The sequence below is a fragment of the Nocardia altamirensis NBRC 108246 genome (assembly GCF_001612685.1).
GTDB lineage: Bacteria > Actinomycetota > Actinomycetes > Mycobacteriales > Mycobacteriaceae > Nocardia > Nocardia altamirensis.
On record NZ_BDAY01000015.1, the window covers coordinates 175613 to 196784 of the forward strand.

Sequence of the window (21172 nt, forward strand, 5' to 3'; positions counted from 1 at the left end):
TTCGCGGGCTACCAGCCGAAAAGCTCCGCCATGTCGATCGCTTCGTCGTCCCAGGTCCGTTCGAGCGCCACGCGCTCGGCCTCCGGGAGATCCGGCGACCAGCCACAGCGGCGCCAGAATTCTTCCCGGTGTTCCTGGGTCAATGGTCTCGGTTTGTCCATGGCCGCACCTCACCGACAGTCCTGCTGCACTGATTGTCGGCCTGTTCCGGCAACGACATGCCGGAACAGGCCAACGGACTTCGCGTTTCAGCGCAGATCGCGGAAGAACTCCCTGATGTCGGCCGTCAGCAGTGCGGGCTCTTCCAGCGCCGCGAAGTGACCGCCGCTGTCGGCCTCGACCCAGCGGGTGATCGTGTGCTCCGGTTCGGAGTAGCGCCGGATCCCGATGTCGTGCGCGAAGACGATGACGCCGGTGGGCACGCCGGAGTTCACCTGCGGAGTGCCCCAGCCGCCTGCATGGGCGTAGCCGACGTACGCCGCCGAACCCGCGGTTGCGGTGAGCCAGTACAACATCACGTTGGTCAGCAGCCGATCCCGCGCAATGATCTTGTCCGGGTCGATGTTTCGCGGATACGTCCACTCACGGAACTTGTCCATGATCCAGGCGAGCTGTCCCACCGGCGAATCCACCAGCCCGTACGCCAGCGCTTGCGGACGAGTCGACTGAATCGCGATGTAGCCGAACTCTTCCTGCATGAACGCCTCGATCCGGCGGACCCGATCCTGCTCTACCGCGGTCAGGCTCGCGAACTCGTCCTCGGCCAGCGGCAACGGCGGCATGGGGCCGGGTCCGCCGTTGACGTGCACGCCCGCAACATGTTCCGGAGCGGTGCGGCCGACCTCAGGGCTCACCGCCGCACCGATGTCACCGCCCTGCACGCCGTAACGCTCGTAGCCGAGCCGGTGCATGAGCTCGGCCCACGCTGCGGCGATGCGTTGAACCGTCCAACCCGTCTCCGTCACCGGACCCGAGAAGCCGAAGCCCGGTAGCGCCGGAATCACCAGGTGGAAGGCGTCTTTCGGGTCGCCGCCATGGGCGGCAGGATCGGTCAACGGGCCGATCACGTCGAGGAACTCGGCCACCGAGCCAGGCCAGCCGTGCGTCATCAGCAGCGGCAGCGCCCCGTCGTGCGGCGAACGGACGTGCAGGAAGTGGATCGTCTGCCCGTCGATGTCGGTGGTGTACTGCGGAAAAGTGTTGAGCTCGGCCTCGGCCGCGCGCCAGTCGTACTCGGTGCGCCAGTAGTCGACCATGTCGCGCAGCCAGGTGGTCGGCACGCCGGTGTCCCAGCCGTCACCGGGCAGCGGCGCGGGCAGGCGCGCGCCGTCGAGTCGGGCACGCAGGTCGTCGAGCTGCTGCTGCGGGATGTCGATGCGGAATTCGTGGATCTCGTTGCTCATGAATACGACGATATGACCTACCTAGGACAGCTTCCGCCCTAGCTTTCCGGCAGACTGAAACTCATGTTGGAAACCTCCGCACGGCTGCTTCGGCTGTTGTCGCTCCTGCAGACGCCCCGCGATTGGACCGGCACCGACCTGGCCGAACGCCTCGAGGTCGATGTCCGCACCGTGCGCCGCGACATCGACAAGCTGCGCAACCTCGGCTATCCGGTGGAAGCCACCGCCGGTGTCGCGGGCTATCGACTCGGCGCAGGCGCGAAACTGCCACCGCTGCTGCTCGACGACGACGAGGCGGTGGCGGTCGCGATCGGGCTGCGCACCGCCGCGGGCGGCACCATCACCGGCATCGAGGACAGTTCGCTGCGTGCCCTCACCAAGCTGGAGCAGGTGCTGCCGTCGCGCCTGCGGCACCGCGTGAGCGTGCTGCAATCGGCCACCGTCGTGGTGCAGGCAGGCGGGCCGACCGTCGATCCGGATACCCTCACCGCGATCGCGGGCACGATCAGGGACAGTCACCGCCTTCGCTTCGACTACCGAAGTCATGACGGGGCAACGTCGTTGCGCGTCACCGAGCCACATCGGCTGGCGCACACCGGCCGTCGCTGGTACCTGATCGGCTGGGACGTCGATCGCGCCGACTGGCGCACCTACCGCGTCGACCGGCTGCATCCCCGCATCCCGACCGGACCGCGCTTCACCCCGCGCGAAGCGCCCGATGTCGACCTGTCCGGCTATGTCTCGCGGGGAGTTTCGAGTTCGCCGTACCGGTACGTCGCCAGGATCACCCTCAGGGTTCCTGCCGAGGTCGCCGCCGAGCGGATCGCGCCGACCGTCGGGGCCATCGAGGCCGTTGACGCCGAAACCTGCCTATTACGAACGGGATCCAACTCCCTCGATGAACTGGCAATCTTCGTCGCCAGCTTCGGCTATCCGTTTCGGGTGCACGAGCCGCCCGAGTTCATCACCCACCTCCGCGAACTCGCTGCCCGGCTGTCGAATTCGGTCGACTGATCGGCGCCACCGCGATCAGATCGCGAGCACCGTTTTGCCCTGGGCATGCCCGTCGGCGACATGCTGCACCGCCGCTGCCGCCTGCGCGACCGGATATCGCTTCTCGATGAGTGGCCGGAACTTGCCGGTCGCGGCCAGCTCGGCGAGAAATTCCAGATCCTCCCGGCGTGGGCTCATGAGCAGCACGGCGAGCCTGCGGCTGGTGAACAGGTTGGCCAGCATGACCTTTGCCATCCAGACGACCGGGCCGATCCAGTCGGCATCCGGCGCGGCCGCCGAGGAAACGAAGACACCCTTAGGGGCGAGCACCTTGCGGTAGTCGCGCAGCGAGCGGTTGCCTGCCAGGTCGAACAGCACGTCGTAGCGACGGTCGGTGGCGGCGAAATCTTCAGTGGTGTAGTCGATTACCTGGTCGGCTCCGAGCGCCCGGACCGCCTCGACGTGACGCGTGCTGCAGACGGCGGTCACTTCGGCGCCGAGCGCCTTGGCGATCTGCACCGCGGCGCTGCCGACGCCGCCGGATGCACCGTTGATGAGCACCGACTGTCCTGCGCCGAGTCCGCCGGTGTCGCGCAACCCTTGTAGGGCGGTCATCCCCGAATCCGGGAGGGCCGCAGCCTCTTCGATGGTCAACCCGGCCGGGGTTGCCGCCAGCCGTCGCGACGAAACGCAGACGTATTCGGCGAAGGCGCCGGAGTTCACAGAACCGAACACGGTGTCACCCGGCCGGAATTCGGTGACGTCGCGGCCGACCGCCACCACCTCGCCCGCCAGATCGTGGCCGATGATCGGGTCTTTCGGCCTGCGCAGCCCGAACCCGAGCCGCAGCAGGTAGGGCTTGCCGGTGAGCAGGTGCACGTCGCCCTGGCAGACCGCGGCGGCGCGGACTCGCACCAGCACCTCGTCGACGCGCGGGTTGGGCCGATCGACGACCTCGGTGCGAAGCACCGCACTCGTGCCGTACTGCGGCGCGACGACCGCCGCCATCGCGTCGGCACTGGCCGGCTGCGGTGACGTGGTCAATTCAGGACTGCCTGCTGATTCAAGGCGCGGAGTCGTTTGCGAGCGCTGAGCCTCGGACATGGGTTTTTCCTCGCTAACACGGCACTTACAGCGTAAGTATCTCACCTCGGACGGTACACTTACACCGTAAGTCCGTCAACCGAAAGAGCTCATGGCCAAGACCTCAGCCAACGGCACCTCGCGCCCGCCGCTCAACCGGGAAAAGGTGCTGCACACCGCCATTCGACTCGCCGACGAGCAGGGACTTGCCGCCCTGTCGATGCGCAAACTCGCGCAGACGCTCGGCGTCGAGGCGATGTCGCTGTACAACCACGTCGCCAACAAGGACGACCTGCTCGACGGCATCGCCGATCTGGTGGTCGCCGAGATGGCCGCCCCCACGATCGACGAGGAGTGGAAGGCGGCCATGCGGGCGCGGGCGACATCGGCGCACGAGGTACTGCTGCGGCATCCATGGGCCACCGGACTCATCGGCTCCCGACTCAATGTCGGCCCCGCCATGCTCCACTACATCGACGCCACCCTCGGCTGCCTGCGCACGGCAGGCTTCTCCTACCAGCAGGCCGATCGCGCATGGAACGCGATGGACAGCCACATCTACGGATTCACCTTGCAGGAGGTGAACTTCCCGCTGCAGCCGGACGAATATGCCGCAGCGGCAACACAGTTCCTGCCGCGCATCCCCGCCGACGAATTTCCGTACATGAATGCGCTGTCACAGTTGGTGATCGACGGAGAGCACACGGGCATAGCCGATTTCGACTTCGGCCTAAACCTGATCCTCGACGGGCTCGAACGCCTCTTGACCGGCGGCTGACGCCGCCGAGTCGATCATTCGATGCCGATCGTCGCCTCCGGATTGGCGGCATCGCGAACAATGCGCAACGCGGCGATCAGTGCATCGAGTTGCGCGGGCGTCAACAATCCGGTGAACCAGCGCTCGACGGCGGCCAGATAGTCCGGCAGCGCCTCCGCGAGCCGCACCGCGCCAGCATCGGTCAGCACCGCGTACGCACTGCGCCGATCGCCGGGGTCGAGCTCGCGCTCCACCAGTCCCGCCCGCGCCAGCCGATCCACCAGCCGGGTCACGCCGCTCGTCGACAGCCTGGTCTGCGCAGCCAGATCGGACATGCGCAGTCGCCGCCGCGGCGAACGACTCAGGCGCATCAGCGCATTCATGTCGAGCCCGGACAGTCCGTGCGTCTTCCAGACCGGCGCCAACCTGCCGACCACGCCCTCGTGCGCCTCGAAGAGCAGGCCCATCGTGGTCAGCCGTGGGTCATCGAAGAGGTCCGTCGCGTCCATGAGGCCAATCTACCCGAGATGATTGACATGAGGATAGTTGACATGAGGAATACTCTGTTGTAAAAACATGACTACGCAATATTCCTCGCGTCAACTAATGGAGTGCTCGATGTCTGACACCACCCACTGGGTCGCCGGTTTCCGTTCCGCGGTCATCAGCCCGGACGAACAGATCAAGCTGACCCAACCGCGCGCCTTCGCCGACGAGACCGTCCGCCAGGTGCTGCATTTGGCCGGCGGCGGCGAGCAACTCCGGATCCGCCTCACCAACCGTTTCGGGCACGCCCCCTTGGTCATCGGCGCCGCCAAACTCGCGCTCCGCAAATCAGGCAGCGCGATCATCACCGAGACCGACACCGCGCTGACCTTCGACGGCGCCGCACAGGTCAGCATCCCCGCGGGCGGCGAAGTGGTCTCCGACGCGGTCCAGCTCGCGGTCGCCGCGGGCACCGATGTGACACTGAGCCTGTATCTGCCCGGCGAGACCGGGCTGGCGACCTACTCCCATCAGGCCACCGAAATCGCCTACGTCGCACCAGGAGACGTCACCTCGGCACCGGATCTGACCGCCACCGACGAGGTGCCGTCCCGATTCTTCGTCACCGGCGTCGATGTGCTTGCCCCCGTGGATGTCCCGGTTGTCGTGGCGTTCGGCGACTCCTGGTTCGAGGGCGTCGGGTCGACCATCGGCGCGAACCGCCGTTCGGTGGATGTGCTCAGCGAACGGCTGCCGCGCGGCTGGGCCGTCAACCAGGGCATCGGCGGAAACCGCCTGCTGACCAACGAGATCGGCGTACCAGGGCTCGACCGGTTCAGCCGCGACGTCCTTTCCGTCCCCGGCGCCACCGCGGTTGTGATCAACTTCGGCATCAACGACCTCATCCTCGGCGGCATGGCCGACCAGCCGCCCGCCACGGCCGACGAACTGATCGCGGGCTACACCGAGCTGGCCCGCCGCGCGCACGCCGCGGGTCTCACCATCCACGCCGCCACCATCGGGCCCTACGCGGGCTGCATCTACGAAGGTATGCCCATTGCCGAAACCCAGGCGACCCGCCGCCAGGTCAACGAATGGATCCGCGGCACCGACGTTTTCGACTCGATCTTCGACGTCGCCGCCGCCGTCGCCGACCCGGCGCGGCCTGATTTCATCCGCCCAGACCTCGACTCCGGCGACGGCATGCACCTCAACGACGCAGGCCACCGGGTGATGGCCGAATCCGTCGACACCGCAGCACTTTTCCGCTGAGCCCCGACTGGCTCCTCAGGACCGAGGGTGGCCCCGAGGAGCCAGGCCGCGCAGCACGACAGCGAGTCCGTCGCGAAACTCCTCCGAAGCCGGGATCGTCCGCGCCTGGGCTGCCGTTGCCGCAACCAGCGGGTAGTCCTCGACCGCCAGGTGTGCCATCGTTGCGGTGCCAGGCCCGGCGAGCGAGGCGTAGTGCTCGTTCTGCAAGAAGCCGAACAGGAACGCGATGAGCGTGCGCTGCGCGATCAGCCGATCGCGACCGACGAAGCCACCCTCCGTCAGCGCCGACAGCATCGTCTCGATCAGCCCGAGCGACGCTGCCGTCGACTGACGATGCCGCAGCACGAGCGGCACCGTCTCCGGATGCTTCGACACTGCGGCGCACATCCGCTGCAGCAGTGTCGATATCCGTTCGCGCCATGGCATTTCGGGCGGCAACGTCGCCTCGATGTCGGCGAAGATCCGATCGACCACCAGTATCTCGAGCGCTTCCCGGTCTGCGACATAGCGATACAGCCCCATGGTGGCCAAGCCGAGCTCTTTGGCGACCGCGCGCATCGTCAGCGCGGCCAGACCGTCACGGTCGATGACCGCGAGCGCAGCCGCCGACAGATCTTCCTGGGTGAGCGAACGAGGACGTGGCATGGGTTGACAGCGTACAAGGTACGCGCATACTAGACGTAGGCGTACTACGTACACCTACGAAAGGAATCTGTATGTCACTGCCGACCACCGTCTCCGCCCGCACGCTGATCGCCGCCGACGGCACCGCGGTTCAGGTACCGGACCCCGACCACCTCATCCACCTACAATTCCGCCGCTTCGCAGGCTGCCCCGTCTGTAACCTGCACCTGCGCTCGATCGTCACCCGCCTCCCCGAGATCACCGCAGCCGGTATTCGCGAAGTCGTCGTATTCCATTCCAGCGCAACAGAACTCCGCAAGTACACCGACGACCTCCCCTTTCCTGCCATCCCCGACCCCGGCCGAGACCTGTACCGCGAGTTCGGCGTCGAATCCGCCCCGAGGGCCCTCCTCAACCCCAGAACCTGGCCTGCCATCCTTCGCGGCGTCACCAACGACGCCCTGGCCACCCTTCGCAAGAAACAACCGGCACCCCCGACCACTCCCGAAGGCGGCCGCCTCGGCCTGCCCGCCGACTTCCTCATCGCCCCCACCGGCCACGTCCTGGCCGCCAAACACGGCACCCACGCCTACGACCAGTGGTCCGTCGACGAACTCCTCACCGTCGCAACGGCTTCGAAGGTCACGCCGTGAATCGACCTGCGGTGTGGTTCGAGGGGTCCTACTCCGCAGTGACGATCGTTAGATCGGTGGGTGCGTCTGTCGGGTCGCCTGGGGCGACGAACCAGTGGGTGACCTCGCCGTCGGTGAGGTCGTCGAGGTGGGGGCCGCCGGAGGGAAGGACCGAGAGGGCGCCTGCGGTGGCGGAGGCCAGGAACTCGAGGAGCGCAGCGCGGCCGGTGGTTGCCGTGGTGTAGGTGGTGGATTCGTAGGTGATTGCGTAGTGGGCTCGGATCTGCTCGGCGTTGGCCAGCGCCTCGGCCTGGGACAGCGTGACGATCTCGCCCGCAGCGGGGACGACGAAGGCCGGATGGTCTTCGCCGAGGGGGCGGACTCGGTCCGCGTACGAGACCGGGTGCGGCGCAGCCGCGGCCAGGTCCTGCTGGACCTGCCGATCGGACGGCACCAGCCAGCGGATATCGCTGTCCGGGTCCGGGTTCATGGTGATCCCGAAACCGGCTCCGGCGGCGGCCATCTCGGCCGCGGTGAGGTCCGCGGCGAACAGGCATGCCGCGCCTGCCTTCTGGACGGCCCAGATCGCGACGGTGGTGTCCACGGAGCGTGGCAGTGCTACGGCGACAGTGTCGCCGGGGCCGACGCCACGATCGATGAGCACCCGAGCCAGCTGTGCGGAGCGGCGATCCAGTACCTGGTACGGGATTTCGTCGCTGTCGTCGAGCAACGCGGGCGCATCGGGGTCCTCCTCCACCACTTCGGCGAGCACCCTGGCGACCGTGCGCGCCCCGACTCGACTCGCCGCATCCGGGTTGGCAACCGTTGCGGTGCTGGTGGATTCGGCGAGCAGCCGGGCCCGCTCGCCGGCATCGAGGATGTCGATGTCACCGACGAGCCGGTCCGGATCGCCTGCCAGCGCGTCGAGCACCCGAACCAGCCTGGCAGCAAGGGTTTCCACGTCGTCGGCGGTGAACCGGCTGCTCAGATACTTCAGCGTCAGCTCGAGGGTGTCCGCGGCGGTCACCGCCACTGTCAACGGGTAGTGCAGCGCGTTGTCGGCCGTCGACGACTCGTCGGCGGACGCTACCGACATCGCGTCCCGGTCCGTCGGCACGGACTCGAACACCACCAGGGTGTCGAACAGCGCGCCGTGGCCGACAACCCGCTGGATATCGGTGAGACCGATGTGGTGGTGCTCGAGCAGCTCGGTCTGATCGCGCTGCAACCGCTCCAGCAGTTTGCCGATGCTTTGGCGCTCGTCGATCCGCAGCCGCACCGGCACGGTGCACAGACCGACCATCGACGCCGCGCCGGATCGCCCGGACACGGTAGCGCCGAACACCACATCGCCACGGCCGGTGAGCCGTCCGAGCAGGATGCCCCAGGCCGCCTGCACCAGCGTCGGCATCGTGACGCCGAGTTCAGTGGCCTGCTCGGCGAGTTGACGGGTGCGGTCGACGTCGACCTCGACGACCAGCTCGCCGATCTCGTACTGCTCGGCCGTACGCGGTTGCGGTGCAAGCTGAGTCGGCTCGGTGACGCCGTCGAGCGCGGTCGCCCACGCCACCAGCGCTGCCTCGTGGCCGCGCTCCGCCGACGGCTCGGCCGGGAAGGCAGCCACCGGATGGTCACCGGCGTACTGCTCGACCTCCACCGCGAGACCGGCAACGGAGGACGCCGCGAACAGCACCCGCACCGGCAGCTCAGCATCCAACGCCGCACCGAGACGCGCAACGACCTGGGTGGCCAGCAGTGAGGTACCGCCGAGATCGAAGAAGTCGTCATCGGCACCGACGCGTTCGACACCGAGCACCTCGGTGTACACCGAGGCCACGAGCTTCTCGATCGGCGTCGACGGTGCACGGAACACCGGAGCCGCCTGCGTGATTCGGGAATCACCGATCTGCGGCGCGCCATCGGTACGAACCCGATAGTCCAGCTCACCGTCGGCGTTCCAGGCCACCAGGTCACCGGTGCGATACATCCGGGCACCCGGCTGGAACGGGTTGGCCACGAACCGATCCGCGGTCAGTGCCGCGTGATCGACGTAGCCCTGCGCGAGTTGTGCACCGGCCAAGTACAACTCACCGGGCACGCCGTCCGGCACCGGCCGCAACCGCGAATCCAGCACATAGACCTGACTGTTCCACTCGGGTACGCCGATGGGCACCGAGGCTTTATCCGCCGCGCTCACTCGGTGACTCGTGATCGAGACCGCGACCTCGGTCCGGCCGTAGAGGTTGAACAGCTCGGTACGAGCGTGATCACGCAGGAACCGTTGTGCCACTGCGCCCGGCAACGCCTCGCCGAGGACCAGCACCCGCCACAGCGAGTTCGGGAACGCACCAGCGGTCAACGCATCGAGCATCGACGGCTCCACATGCAACGTGGTAACCCACTCGGTAGCCATCAGCTCGTTGAGGTACGCCGGATCTCGATGACCATCCGGACCGGCGATGACCAGACGACCACCACACACCGCCGCCGACCAGCACTCCCACACCGCAACATCCGCCGTCGCAGCAGTCTTCAACACAAACGCATCAGCAGCATCGAGCCCGAACTCGGTCACCTGCCACTGCAACTGATTCACGACCGCAGCATGCGAAACCACGACCCCCTGCGGCTGTCCTACCGGGAACAACACATACGCCGTATTCGAAGCCCGCAGCGGCGCAACCCGATCCATGTCCGTGACCGGCGTCTTGTCCAGCTCGGACAACGCGACCACGTCGATGAGCACCACGGGTGCGATATCGGAATCGAACCCGGCATCGACGTTCGTCAGCACACACACCGGCGCCACGGTCTCGAGGATGTAATTCGTGCGCTCAGCAGCCTCGTCCGGATCCACCGGCACATACGCACCACCGGACTTCACCACCGCATACATACCCACGATCAGATCCACCGACCGCCGCAACGCAAGCACCACCCGCGACTCCGGGCCCACACCCAACGCAATCAAATGCCGCGCAAGACGATTCACCCGCGCATCGAGTTCACCGTAAGTGACCGACGCGCCGTCCTCGGTGACCAGCGCGACTTCCTTCGGCCCCGCCGCGATGCTCGCGTCGAGCAACGACGCCAGCGTGGCCGTCGAATCCACCGCGTAGTCGGTCGCATTACGCCCCGACACCAACGCGGTCCGTTCAGCGGCATCGAGCAGCTCGATGTCATCCACCGCGGTGCGCGGCGCGGCAATAATCGCATCGAGCAGTCGCACGAACCGATCGGCGAAGCCCTGCACCGTATTCCGATCGAAGATATCGGTGGCATAGGTGAAGACTCCGGTAATGCCTTCCGGCACACCAGCATCGCTGTAACGCTCAGTGGCGGTCAGCGAAAGGTCGAACTGGGTGTGCTCGGTGCCGATATCCAACCCCGCCACCGTCAGGTTCGGCAGCTCCAGCCCGGCCTGCGCCGGGTTCTGGAACGCCAGCCCCACCTGGAACAGCGGATGCCGTGCGGTGCAGCGCTCCGGGTCGAGCACCTCGACCAGCCGGGCGAACGGCAGCTCAGCGTTGACGAACGCCTGAATGTCGGTATCGGACTGCCGTGCAAGCAGTTCGGTGAACGCCGCCGCGCCGTCGATGCGGCTGCGGAGCACCACCGTGTTCGCGAACATGCCGATCAGGTCGTCGAGGACCTGCTCGCCTCGACCCGCCGTCGGCGTGCCGATGGCGAGGTCGCCGGTGCCCGACGACCGGGCCAACAGCACCGCGAGCGCGGTGTGCACGACGGTGAACAGCGTCGTGTTTTCGGTCCGCGCGAGCTCGAGCAACGCCGCATGGGTCACGGCGTCGAGCCGCACGCCAACCTTGCCGCCTGCGAAGGACCGCACTGCCGGACGCGGACGGTCCGCAGGCAGATCCACCCGATCGGGCAGCCCGGCGAGCGCGCCGCGCCAGTAGGCGCTCTGCTCGGCCGCCAACGACTCCGCGTCGTCCGCACTACCCAGCAGCGCACGCTGCCAGCAGCTGTAGTCGGCGTACTGCACCGCAAGCGGAGCCCAGTTCGGCGCCGCTCCTGCCGAGCGCGCCGCGTAGGCGATCAGCAGATCCCGCGTCAGTGGCCCGAACGAGGAACTGTCACCGCAGAGGTGGTGCAGCACCATCGCCAGGACATACTCGACCGCGGCCGACGGCTCGGTGACGCCCGTTGTCTCCCCGGCGATCTGGAACAGCGCGACCTTCACCGGCACTTCGGTGGTGACGTCGAACAGCGTCGAAGTCAGTGCCACCACGGCGGATTCGATATCCGCGGCGGAAACCACCCGCACCTCGACCCGCGGCACCGCCTGGGCGGGCGGGAGGACTACCTGTACCGGACCCGCGTCGGTCTGCGGGTAGATCGTGCGCAGGATCTCGTGCCTGCTCACCAGATCCCCGATCGCGGACCGCAGCGCGGCGACATCGAGCGCACCGGTCAACCGCACCGCGATCGGCACGTTGTCCGCGGCCGAGTCCTGATAGCACCGATTGAGGAACCACACGCGCTGCTGTGCGAGCGACAGTGGAAGGTGTTCCGGCCGTGGTGCAGCCACCAGCGCAGCGCGTCCGGCCGCATCGGTCCGCTGGGCGACCCGCACCGCCATCGCGGCAACGGTCGGCGCCTCGAACAGCAACCGCACCGGCACCCGTGTGTTCAGTACGGCACCGAGGCGCGCGGCGACCTGCGTGGCCAGCAGCGAGGTGCCGCCCCGTGCGAAGAAGTCGTCGTCGAGTCCGAACCGTTCGGCGCTGCCGACCCCTGTGTCGGGTCGCTCCTGCGCGCGCTGATCGGGGGTCCGCAGCACCTCGGCGAAGATATTCGCCACGATCTGCTCGATCGGCGTGACCGGCGCACGGAACACCGCCTGCTCGAGCATCCGCTCCGGCAACGCCTTCCTGGCCTGCTCACTGCCCCGGTAATTCAGCTCCCCGTTGGCATCCCACGCCACCAGGTCGCCGGTGCGATACATGCGAGCACCCGGCACGCCGAACGGATCGGTGACGAACCGCTCGGCGGTGCGCGCCGCGTGACCGAAATAGCCACGCGCCAACTGCGCACCCGCCAGGTACAACTCACCGGATACACCGACCGGAACCGGCCGGAGCCTGGCGTCCAGCACATAGACCCGGCTGTTCGATCCCGGCACACCGAGCGGTACCGAGACTTGGTCGGCATCGGTCACCAGGTGGCTGGTGACCGAAACCGCTGCCTCCGTCGCGCCGTAGAGGTGATACAGCGACGCGTTGCCAATATCCGCAGAGTTGGTGCGCTGGAACCGTTGTGCGGTCGTCGCGGGCAGCACCGCGCCGGCGGTCAGCACCCTGCGCAGTGACGGGGGCATCCGGCCACCGGACTCGGTGAGCAGCGAATCCAGCAGCGACGGCGCCGCATACAGCGTGGTGACCCCGGTGTTGCGCATCAGTTCGTTCAGGTATGCCGGATCACGGTGGCCGTCGGCAGCCGAAAGCACGAGGCGGCCACCCGATACCGCCGCCGACCAGAACTCCCATACCGACAGGGCAGCTGTCGCTGCGGTCTTCAGGACGATCACGTCTTCGGCGCCGAGGCCGAGGCCGAAGGTCGCTACCTGCCACTGCAACTGGTTGACGATCGCGGCGTGCGGGACGGCAACGCCGCTGAGCTGACCGGCCGAATCGGGCGCAAAGATCACCGCGGCGGTGTTGGCCGGGGTCAACGCACCACGCATCTCCGCGGCTGTCACCGGCACCGACGCGAACCCGGACAGATCCAGCGTGTCGATCTGCACGACATCGGCTGTCGCGCTGAGGAACCCGTCCCGACCGGTGGTCAGCACGGATACCGGCGCCACGGCCGCCAGGAGGTCACTGATCCGCTCGGCAGGCTGATCCGGATCGATCGGCACATACGCCGCGCCCGATGTCGCGACCGCGAACATCGCGACCACCAGATCCATGGACCGCCGGATCGCCAGCGCCACCCGGTCTTCCGGGCCGACGCCACGTTCGATCAAGTACCGCGCCAGTCGGTTTACCTGTGTGTCCAGCTCGGCGTAGGCCAGCTCGACCAGGCCGGTCGGCGTGTCGGCGACCAACGCCACCGCATCCGGAGTCGCCGCGACCGTGGCGGCCAGCACCGACACCAGTGTCGCGTCCGTATCGGCCGCGTGCGCGGTGTCGTTCCACGTGGTCAGGATCCGGTCGGTCTCCGCCGCCGCAAGCAGGTCGATCGCACCGACCGCGACGGTGGCGTCGGCGACGACGGCGTCGAGCACCCGGACGAGCCGATCGGCGAAGCCGCGCACTGTATCTTCGTCGAACAGGTCGGTGGCATAACCGAATTCGGCGCTGATCCCGGCGGGCACGCCGTCTGCGGTGTATCGGTCGTCCAGTGTGAGATGCAGGTCGGTCCTGGCCTGCCGCGCGTCGACGGTGTGCGCGCGCACCGTGAGACCTGGCAGTTCGATGCTGGTCTCGGCCGGGTGCTGGTACGAAAGGCCCACCTGGAACAGCGGATTGCGCGCGGTCGAGCGCACCGGGTCGATGATCTCGACGAGGCGTTCGAACGGCACATCGCCGTTCGCGAACGCCGCCAGGTCCCGCTCCTTGACGTCGGCGAGCAGATCGACGAACCGAGCACCCGGCTCGACCATGGTGCGCAACACCAGGGTGTTGTCGAACCTGCCGATCAGGTCGTCGAGTTCGCGTTCCGTCCGGCCCGCGATCGGCGTGCCGATCGCGATGTCGTCGGCGCCGGACATGCGCGCGAGCAGCACGGCCAACGCCGCATGCAGCACCATGAACAGCGACGCGTTGCCCGTGTTGGCAAGGTCGTGCAGGCGCGCATGCTGTTCCGGAGAGATTTCGAAGCGAATTGCTTTGCTCTGGAACGACTGCACGGGCGGGCGCGGCCGATCGGTGGGCAGCTCCCACTGATCGGGCAACCCTGCGAGCGCGGTCTGCCAGTATGCGATCTGCTGTGCGGCCAGTGCTTCCGGATCGTCTTCGGCTCCGAGCCTCGCGCACTGCCACATCGTGTAGTCGGCGTACTGCACCGGCAGCGGCTGCCATTGCGGCGCCTCGCCCGCACCACGAGCGACGTACGCGGCCATCAGGTCTCGGGCCAGCGCGCCGAACGACGATCCATCGGCGGTCACCTGGTGCACGGTGCATGCGAGCACATGCTCATCCGACGCTGTCCGGAACAGCGCAACGGCCAGCGGTACCTCGGCCGTGACGTCGAAGGTGGTCTGCGCGAAAGCGATGACCTTGCCCGACAATTCGTCCTCGGTGACATCGACCGGCGTGAGCGCGGCCTGCGCCGCGGGCTGAATCACCTGGTGCGGGCCGTCCACCGACCACGGATAGGTGGTGCGCAGCACTTCGTGGCGAGCGATCACATCGCCGGTCGCTTCCGTCAGCGCGGCCACGTCGAGGCTGCCCGACAGCCGCACGGCCAACAGGATGTTGTCGACCGCCGAAGTGGCCGTATCGAACTGGTTGAGGAACCAGTAGCGCCGCTGCGACTGCGCGAGCGGGATTCGCGCGGGGCGCTCGCCCACCACCATGGCGGCGGGCACCTCGACACCCTGCTCAGCCTCGCGCTCGTTCTGCAGCGCCAGATCGCCGATCGGCCGATCGGGCTCAGCCGCAACGCCTTTCAGCAGTCGAATGAACCGCTGACCCAGTTCGGCGATCGTCTTCTCGTCGAAAAGGTCCGTGGCATAGACGAACTCGGCACTGATCCCGGCCGGGACGGCCGCAGCACCGTGCGGTGGCGCCGCGTTCCGCTCCGACAACGTCAGCCGCAGATCGACCTGCGCCACCTCGACCGGCAGCTCGACTCCGCTGACCGTGACCCCCGGCAATTCCACCCTGCGCTCGTCGCGGCTCTGGAACGACAGCATCACCTGGAACAGCGGATGCCGCGCCTGCGAGCGTGCCGGGCGCAGGATCTCGACCAGCCGCTCGAACGGCAGGTCCGCATGGTCGAACGCGGCGGTGTCGGTGGCGCGCACCGAGCGCAGCAGAGCGGTGAAGGTCGCACCGGCGTCGACCGTTGTCCGCAGCACCACAGTGTTGGCGAACGCGCCGATCAGTTCGTCGAGCGTGCGCTCGTCACGACCAGCGACCGGTGTGCCGATCGCGATGTCGTCCGCACCGGACAACCGGGCAAGCAGCGTCGCGAGCGCGGCATGCGCAATCATGAACAGCGTCGCGCCCCTGGTGCGCGCGAGGTCGGCAAGCAGCCCATGGGTTTCGGGGTCGATCTCGAACACATGTGTCGCACCGCGACCGGAAGTGACCGCAGGTCGTGGCCGACCGATGGGCAGATCGAGTTGCTCGGGCAGCCCGCGCAACGACGTCGCCCAGAACCCGATCTGCTTGGCGAGCAGCGATTCCGGATCGTCCTCGACGCCGAGCACGCCGCGTTGCCACAGCGCGAAGTCGGGGTACTGCACTTCCAGTGGCCGAAACGCGGCTTCACCACCCTCGACGCGGGCGCCGTAGGCGGTCAGCACATCCCGGGCGAGCATGCCCATCGAGTCGGCGTCGGCCGAGATGGCGTGCACCACCAGCGCGAGCACATGCTCGGTCGGGCTGGTCTCGAAAAGTCTTGCCAGGAAAGGCACCTCGCTGGACACCTCGAACACGGTCCGCGCCAGTTCGGAAAGCTGTTCTGGCAGTTCGGCCTCGGTGACATCGAACGGAGCCAGGTCGGGAATCACCTCGCCGGTGGCGACTATCTGCTGATGTGCGACGCCGTCGACCTCGGGGTAACAGGTGCGCAATGATTCGTGCCTGGCCAGTACATCGGCAACGGCGATCTGCAACGCCTGCCGGTCGAGCAGACCCGACAGCCGGACCGCCACCGAGCTGGTGTCAACGGCCGATGCGGGATCGAGCCGGTTGCGCGACCACAGCACCTGCTGTGCCAGCGACAGCGGCAGCACCGCGGGCCGCTGCTGCGGTACCAGCGCCGCACGCGCATCGCCGCAGGCACGCGCCTGCGCCCGCGCCGCGAGCGCGACCACCGTCGAGTTTTCGAACAGCTCGCCCACGTTCAGGTCGATGTCCAGCTCGGTCGACAGCTTGGCCGCAACTCGCAGCGCGGTCAACGAGTGACCACCGCGCGCGAAGAAGTCGTCGTCGAGGCCGACCTGCGCCAGGCCGAGCACCTCGGCGAAGGTGTCGGCGACGGTCTCCGCCACCGCTGTCGTCGGCGCACGGAAGACCGTTGCCTCGGATACTGGTGCGGGCAGCGCATTCCGATCGAGGTTGCCCGAAGCGTTGCGCGGGAACTCGTCGAGCTCGATCACCACGGACGGCACCATGTCGGCGGGCAACCGCTCAGCCAGGTCCTCGCACAGCAGCTCGATGTCCACCCGGACATTCGGCGCCGCAACGACATACGCGACGAGTTGGTCGCCGCTGTGCACATCCGAGCGGACCACGACGACCGACTGAGCGATCTCGTCCAGCGCGGCAAGCGCGGCCTCGATCTCGCCGAGCTCGATGCGCACCCCGCCGAGCTTCACCTGGAAGTCGTTGCGCCCCAGGTACTCCAGCTCACCCTCACCCGCTGAGCCACCGTCCCTCGTCGAATCGCCGCGCACCACCGGAACCCATCGGACCAGATCGCCCGTGCGATACATCCGCGCACCCGTGCCGAACGGATTCGCCACGAACCGATCGCAGGTCAGATCCGGCCGGGCGATATAGCCGCGGGCCAACTGACTGCCCGCCACATACAGCTCACCTGCAACACCGACCGGAACCGGCCGCAACCGCGAATCCAGCACGTACACCTGGGTGTTGAACACCGGAGCGCCGATCGGGACGTGGTCGGCGTCGGCATCGATCACCTCGTGGCGGGTGACGTCGACCGCAGCCTCGGTCGGTCCGTACAGATTGTGCAGTGCGGCGCCGGTCAGCGCACGCAGCCGGTGCGCATCCTCGGGCGCAAGCACCGCACCGGAAGCGAAGACCAGGCGCAGCGAAGCGCACCGCGCCGCGGCTGTGGCGGGCCCGGCGGCCGTAACTTGCGTCACCGCGGAGGGACCCGCGTCCGACGCCGTCGAACTCAGGAACTGCGCCAGCATCGACGGCACGAAGTGGGTGACGGTGACCCGCTCGGCGCCGATGAGCTCGGCCAGATACGCCGGATCCCGATGCCCGCCGTGCTTGGCGACCACCAGGCGGGCACCGATCTGCAAGGGCCAGAAGAACTCCCATACCGACACATCGGAGGTTGCCTGCGTCTGCTGCAGCACCGTGTCGGTGACATCGAGCGGGTAGGCCGACTGCATCCACACCAGGCGGTTGACGATCGCCGAGTGCGGAACAGCGACCCCCTTCGGGCGCCCGGTCGAACCGGACGTGAAGATCACGTACGCGGTGCTCGACGCGCGCAGCGGCGCCCAGCGATCCGCGTCGGTGATCGGCGCCTCCGACAGCCCGCTCAGATCGAGCAGGTCGACGCGTACCTGCGCGGTATCGACGCCGAGGTCGCCGCCGGAGGTCAGCACGCACATCGGATCGGCGGTGGCCAGAATGTATTCCGTGCGCTCGGCCGGATGATCCGGATCCAGCGGCACGTAGGCACCGCCCGCAACGAGCACCGCGTACATGCTGACGATGAGATCGGCGGAGCGCCGCATACCAAGCGCCACTTGCGATTCCGGGCCGATACCGCGGGCGATCAACCAGCGCGCCAGCTGATTCACCCGGCCAGCGAACTCGTCATATGACAGCGCAACGAAGTGACTTGACAAGGGATGGTGGCCGGGCGACGGGTTGGCCTGCATCACAAAGCGACTCGACGAGGGGCGGTCGGACGACGCCAGCGCCAGACCTGTCCCCTGGAAGGTCAGCGCGGTCGCATCGGGGGTGCGTTCGGCCTGCTCGTAGAACATCGAGACGAGCGTTGCGGCCGAATCCACCTCGTGCGCTGTGTCATTCCACTCGGCAACGACAAGCCGACGCTCGGCGGTGTCGAGCAGCTCGATATCGCCAACCGGTGCACCGGGTTCGGCGGTGATCGCGGCCAGCACCCGGAGCAGGCGATCGGCGATGCGCCGCATGGTCTGTTCGTCGAGCAGCTCGCGCCGGTAGCGTGCGCGGATCCGCAGCGTCGAAGCCAGCTGCGCGACAAGCGTCACCGGGTAATGCGTGGCATCAGCCGCCTCGAGGCCGGTCACCGCCATCCCGTCGATGGCAGCGACTTGCTCCCTGATGCCTGCGGCGACCAGCGGGGCGGACTCGAACACGATCAGCGTGTCGAACAGGCCACCGACGCCGACCGCGGACTGGATCTCCGCGAGGCCGACGTGCTGGTGGTCGAGCAGTTCCGCCTGCTCGCGGTGGATCCTGATCAGCAGCCGCCGCACGGTCTCGGCCGGATCGAGCCGCACCCGCACCGGCACGGTGTTGGCGAGCAGACCGACCATCGACGCCACGCCGGTCAGCTCCGCCGGTCGCCCGGACACGGTGGCGCCGAACAGCACATCGTCGTGACCGGTCATCCGGCCGATGAGGATCGCCACGGCGACCTGCAGGACCGTATTCGGGCCGACGCCCAGCGATGCGGCAAGCGCAGCCAGCCCGGCGGTCGCCGACTCGTCGAGCTCGACGGAGTGCACACCGGACTGCGCAGTGATCTCCCGCCCGGCATCAGGTCTGGCAAGCAGCGTCGGCTCGGATACCCCGCGCAACGCGCTGGTCCACGCGGCGAGGGAGGCCGAATGATCCTGTCGCGCGGTCCATTCCAGGAAGTGCCGGTAGGAGCGCACCACAGGCAGTGCGCTGGTGTCCGCGTCGGCGGCGTACAGCGCGAGCAGGTCACGCACGAGCAGCGGCATCGACCAGCCGTCGAGCAGGATGCGGTGGTACGACACCACCAGCTGCCAGTGCGCGGTGTCTGCTGTGGCGTCCTCAGGTCCCGTCGCGGTGCCCCGGGCCGCTTCCCCTGTCCTCCGGATCAGCATGAACCGGACCAGCGGCGGCTGGGCCAGGTCGAAGCGTTCGCCACAGTCCGAGGCGAGGAGATCGTCGCAGGCGCCCTGCTCGATCCGATCGTGCTCGGTCCACGGGACCTCGACGCTGTCCAGCACCAGCTGCACCGGATTGCCATCGTGGTCAGTGCTGAACGCAACGCGCAGGATGTCGTAGCGATCCACCAAAGCCTGTGCTGCCGAACGCAACCGGGCCGCATCGAGCTGGCCGGTCAATGCCAGCACTACCTGGCCGGTGTAGACGTCCACCGATGCGGCGGCCAGCCTGGCCTGGAACAGCAGCCCCGCCTGCAAGGCCGACAACGGCCAGATATCGCCGACCCGAGGGAAACTCCGCTCCCAGCCGTCGATGTCGCGCTGCGTGCAGCGCACCAGTGGGAAGTCCGACGGCGTGTGCCCACCGCAGCCAGGCGACTTCGCATGCTGGACAACCGCTTCCAGTGCGCTCACCCACAACGCGCCGAATTCCCGGACGGCGGCGGCACCCATCAGTGTCGAGGGATAGCCGAGGTGCGCGATCAGCTTGTCGCCGACCACGATCGCGTTGATGTCCAGCGCCGCCGTCACGGGCAGGCACGCGTCACAGGCGCCATCGAGTTCGCCGAGATCGGCAGCGGGGAGCCAGCCAGCGTCGAGCCCCTCGCCTGCGGCGACGCGGCCGCGGTAGGTGAAGCGCACCTGCCCCGGCGGTGCCGCGGGCAACTCGGCGGCGGTCTCGTGATTGAGGTGCCGCAGCAGGCCGTAACCGACGCCGTGGTCCGGCACCGCGCGCAGTTGCTCCTTGACCGCCTTGATGGCCTGACCGAGCGCGGGCCCACCGGCCAGCGCGGCATCGACGTCGATGCCGGACAGGTCGAAGCGAACCGGGAAGCTTGCAGTGAATCGGCCGACGGTGCGCGAGAGGTCAGCACCGGGCACGACATCCGGCACGCGGCCGTGGCCTTCCAGCCACAGCAGCGGCGCCGCCTCGCCGCGCGCCCCCGCCATGCGGGTCCGCCACTGCACAGTCGCCAACGCCAACGCGGTCAACAGACCATCCTGGACGTCGCCGTGGAACAGGGCGGGGACCGTGGTCAGCAGCGCCTCGGTGATGTCCGCGGTGACCTCGACCCGCAGCTTCTCGACGACGTCCGAGGTGTCGACCGCCGGATCCAGCGGACGCTCGGTCAGCAGCGGATCGGCCGCGCGCACCACCGAACGCCAGTAGTCCAGCTCGGCGCCGCGTTCGGCGCTGCGCGCCACCCGCTCGAGCGCATGCGCCCAGGCCCGCATCGAGGTGGCCGGTGCGGCCTGCTCCGTGGCCGCATCGGCCGTGTGCCTGCGCCACGCCGCAACGAAGTCCGGCGCCAGGATGCGCCAGGAGACATCGTCGACCACCAGATAGTGCCCGACCACGATCAGTCGTCCGGCTCGCGCACTGCTCGACGGCTCCAGCCACACGAACCGAATGACAACGCCCGCAGCCGGATCCAGTCGATCCAGCGAGGAAGTCAGTGCGGCGGTGGCGATCTCGACCAGCCCGGCGCTATCGACACCGGCATCGAAGGTGGTCTGATCGATCCGCGCGTCCACATCGACGGTGCCCGGCGCCGCGGTCTCGAGCACCCACTCCTGGTCCACCTGACGCAGGCTCGCCCGCAACATGTCGTGCCGATCGATGACCGCGCCGACGGTCGCGACGATGCCCGCTCGGTCGATGCCGACCGGAAGCTCCAGCGCGAGTGTCTGATTGAGCCTGGCGAACCCATCGGGGCGTTGCGTCATGCACCGCACGACCGGTGTGAGCGGCATGGTGCCGACTCCGCCGCCGGGCAGCTCGGCAAGCACGACCGCGGTCGCCACCGCGCGCTCGGCCGTCTCGGCGACACCGGCAGACCCGTCCACCGCGCGCCGGTCGAGGCCGTCCCGTGGCGTGGCCACCACACTGGCGGGC

The 21172-nt window shown here is 68.0% G+C and carries 9 protein-coding genes and 1 pseudogene; 4 read left to right on the plus strand and 6 right to left on the minus strand.

All coding sequences use genetic code 11. The features are described from left to right. Positions 1–8: 8 nt before the first annotated feature. Complete coding sequence (locus NA11_RS45560) at positions 9–161, minus strand: hypothetical protein (RefSeq protein ID WP_167837617.1); 153 nt, start codon at positions 159–161, stop codon at positions 9–11. A gap of 87 nt (positions 162–248) precedes the next feature. After that, on the minus strand, positions 249–1403 hold the full coding sequence (locus NA11_RS10865) for an epoxide hydrolase family protein (protein ID WP_069161695.1): 1155 nt from the start codon (positions 1401–1403) through the stop codon (positions 249–251). 63 nt (positions 1404–1466) lie between these two features. Between NA11_RS10865 and NA11_RS10870 the strand changes: the two genes are divergently transcribed. Then, a complete protein-coding gene (locus tag NA11_RS10870) occupies positions 1467–2417 on the plus strand; it encodes a helix-turn-helix transcriptional regulator (RefSeq protein ID WP_069161696.1) in 951 nt (316 codons plus the stop codon). Positions 2418–2432: 15 nt separating this feature from the next. Here NA11_RS10870 and NA11_RS10875 read toward each other — a convergent pair whose 3' ends face one another. Continuing rightward, positions 2433–3500: an NAD(P)-dependent alcohol dehydrogenase gene (locus NA11_RS10875; RefSeq protein ID WP_245745818.1), complete on the minus strand. Its 1068-nt coding sequence runs from the start codon at positions 3498–3500 to the stop codon at positions 2433–2435. 91 nt (positions 3501–3591) lie between these two features. Between NA11_RS10875 and NA11_RS10880 the strand changes: the two genes are divergently transcribed. Then, a complete protein-coding gene (locus NA11_RS10880) occupies positions 3592–4257 on the plus strand; it encodes a TetR/AcrR family transcriptional regulator C-terminal domain-containing protein (protein WP_084654503.1) in 666 nt (221 codons plus the stop codon). A 14-nt stretch (positions 4258–4271) separates the two neighbouring features. On the opposite strand, the gene NA11_RS10885 is transcribed toward NA11_RS10880, so the two are convergent. Then, entirely contained in the window at positions 4272–4745 is a 474-nt protein-coding gene (locus NA11_RS10885) for a MarR family winged helix-turn-helix transcriptional regulator (protein ID WP_069161698.1), read from the minus strand. Between the two features lie 109 nt (positions 4746–4854). On the opposite strand from NA11_RS10885, the gene NA11_RS10890 reads away from it, so the two are divergent. Further along, a complete protein-coding gene (locus tag NA11_RS10890; protein ID WP_245745819.1) occupies positions 4855–5994 on the plus strand; it encodes a GDSL-type esterase/lipase family protein in 1140 nt (379 codons plus the stop codon). Between the two features lie 15 nt (positions 5995–6009). Here the strand turns inward: NA11_RS10890 and NA11_RS10895 are convergent, their stop codons facing one another. Next, positions 6010–6639 carry a TetR/AcrR family transcriptional regulator gene (locus NA11_RS10895; RefSeq protein WP_069161700.1) on the minus strand — a complete coding sequence of 210 codons (630 nt, stop codon included), beginning with the start codon at positions 6637–6639 and terminating at the stop codon, positions 6010–6012. A 71-nt stretch (positions 6640–6710) separates the two neighbouring features. Here NA11_RS10895 and NA11_RS10900 point away from each other — a divergent pair, with 71 nt between their 5' ends. Continuing rightward, on the plus strand, positions 6711–7271 hold the full coding sequence (locus NA11_RS10900) for a peroxiredoxin-like family protein (protein WP_069161701.1): 561 nt from the start codon (positions 6711–6713) through the stop codon (positions 7269–7271). Positions 7272–7299: 28 nt separating this feature from the next. On the opposite strand, the pseudogene NA11_RS10905 reads toward NA11_RS10900, so the two are convergent. Next, positions 7300–21162 (minus strand): annotated as a pseudogene (locus NA11_RS10905) (amino acid adenylation domain-containing protein); the annotation flags it as partial. Positions 21163–21172 lie beyond the last annotated feature (10 nt).

Coding starts and splice junctions, on each gene's coding strand:
- NA11_RS10895 (WP_069161700.1), bottom strand. CDS start 6,639: ATGCCACGTCCTCGTTCGCTCACCCAGGAAGATCTGTCGGCGGCTGCG.
- NA11_RS10900 (WP_069161701.1), top strand. CDS start 6,711: ATGTCACTGCCGACCACCGTCTCCGCCCGCACGCTGATCGCCGCCGAC.
- NA11_RS10890 (WP_245745819.1), top strand. CDS start 4,855: ATGTCTGACACCACCCACTGGGTCGCCGGTTTCCGTTCCGCGGTCATC.
- NA11_RS45560 (WP_167837617.1), bottom strand. CDS start 161: ATGGACAAACCGAGACCATTGACCCAGGAACACCGGGAAGAATTCTGG.
- NA11_RS10875 (WP_245745818.1), bottom strand. CDS start 3,500: ATGTCCGAGGCTCAGCGCTCGCAAACGACTCCGCGCCTTGAATCAGCA.
- NA11_RS10885 (WP_069161698.1), bottom strand. CDS start 4,745: ATGGACGCGACGGACCTCTTCGATGACCCACGGCTGACCACGATGGGC.
- NA11_RS10880 (WP_084654503.1), top strand. CDS start 3,592: ATGGCCAAGACCTCAGCCAACGGCACCTCGCGCCCGCCGCTCAACCGG.
- NA11_RS10865 (WP_069161695.1), bottom strand. CDS start 1,403: ATGAGCAACGAGATCCACGAATTCCGCATCGACATCCCGCAGCAGCAG.
- NA11_RS10870 (WP_069161696.1), top strand. CDS start 1,467: ATGTTGGAAACCTCCGCACGGCTGCTTCGGCTGTTGTCGCTCCTGCAG.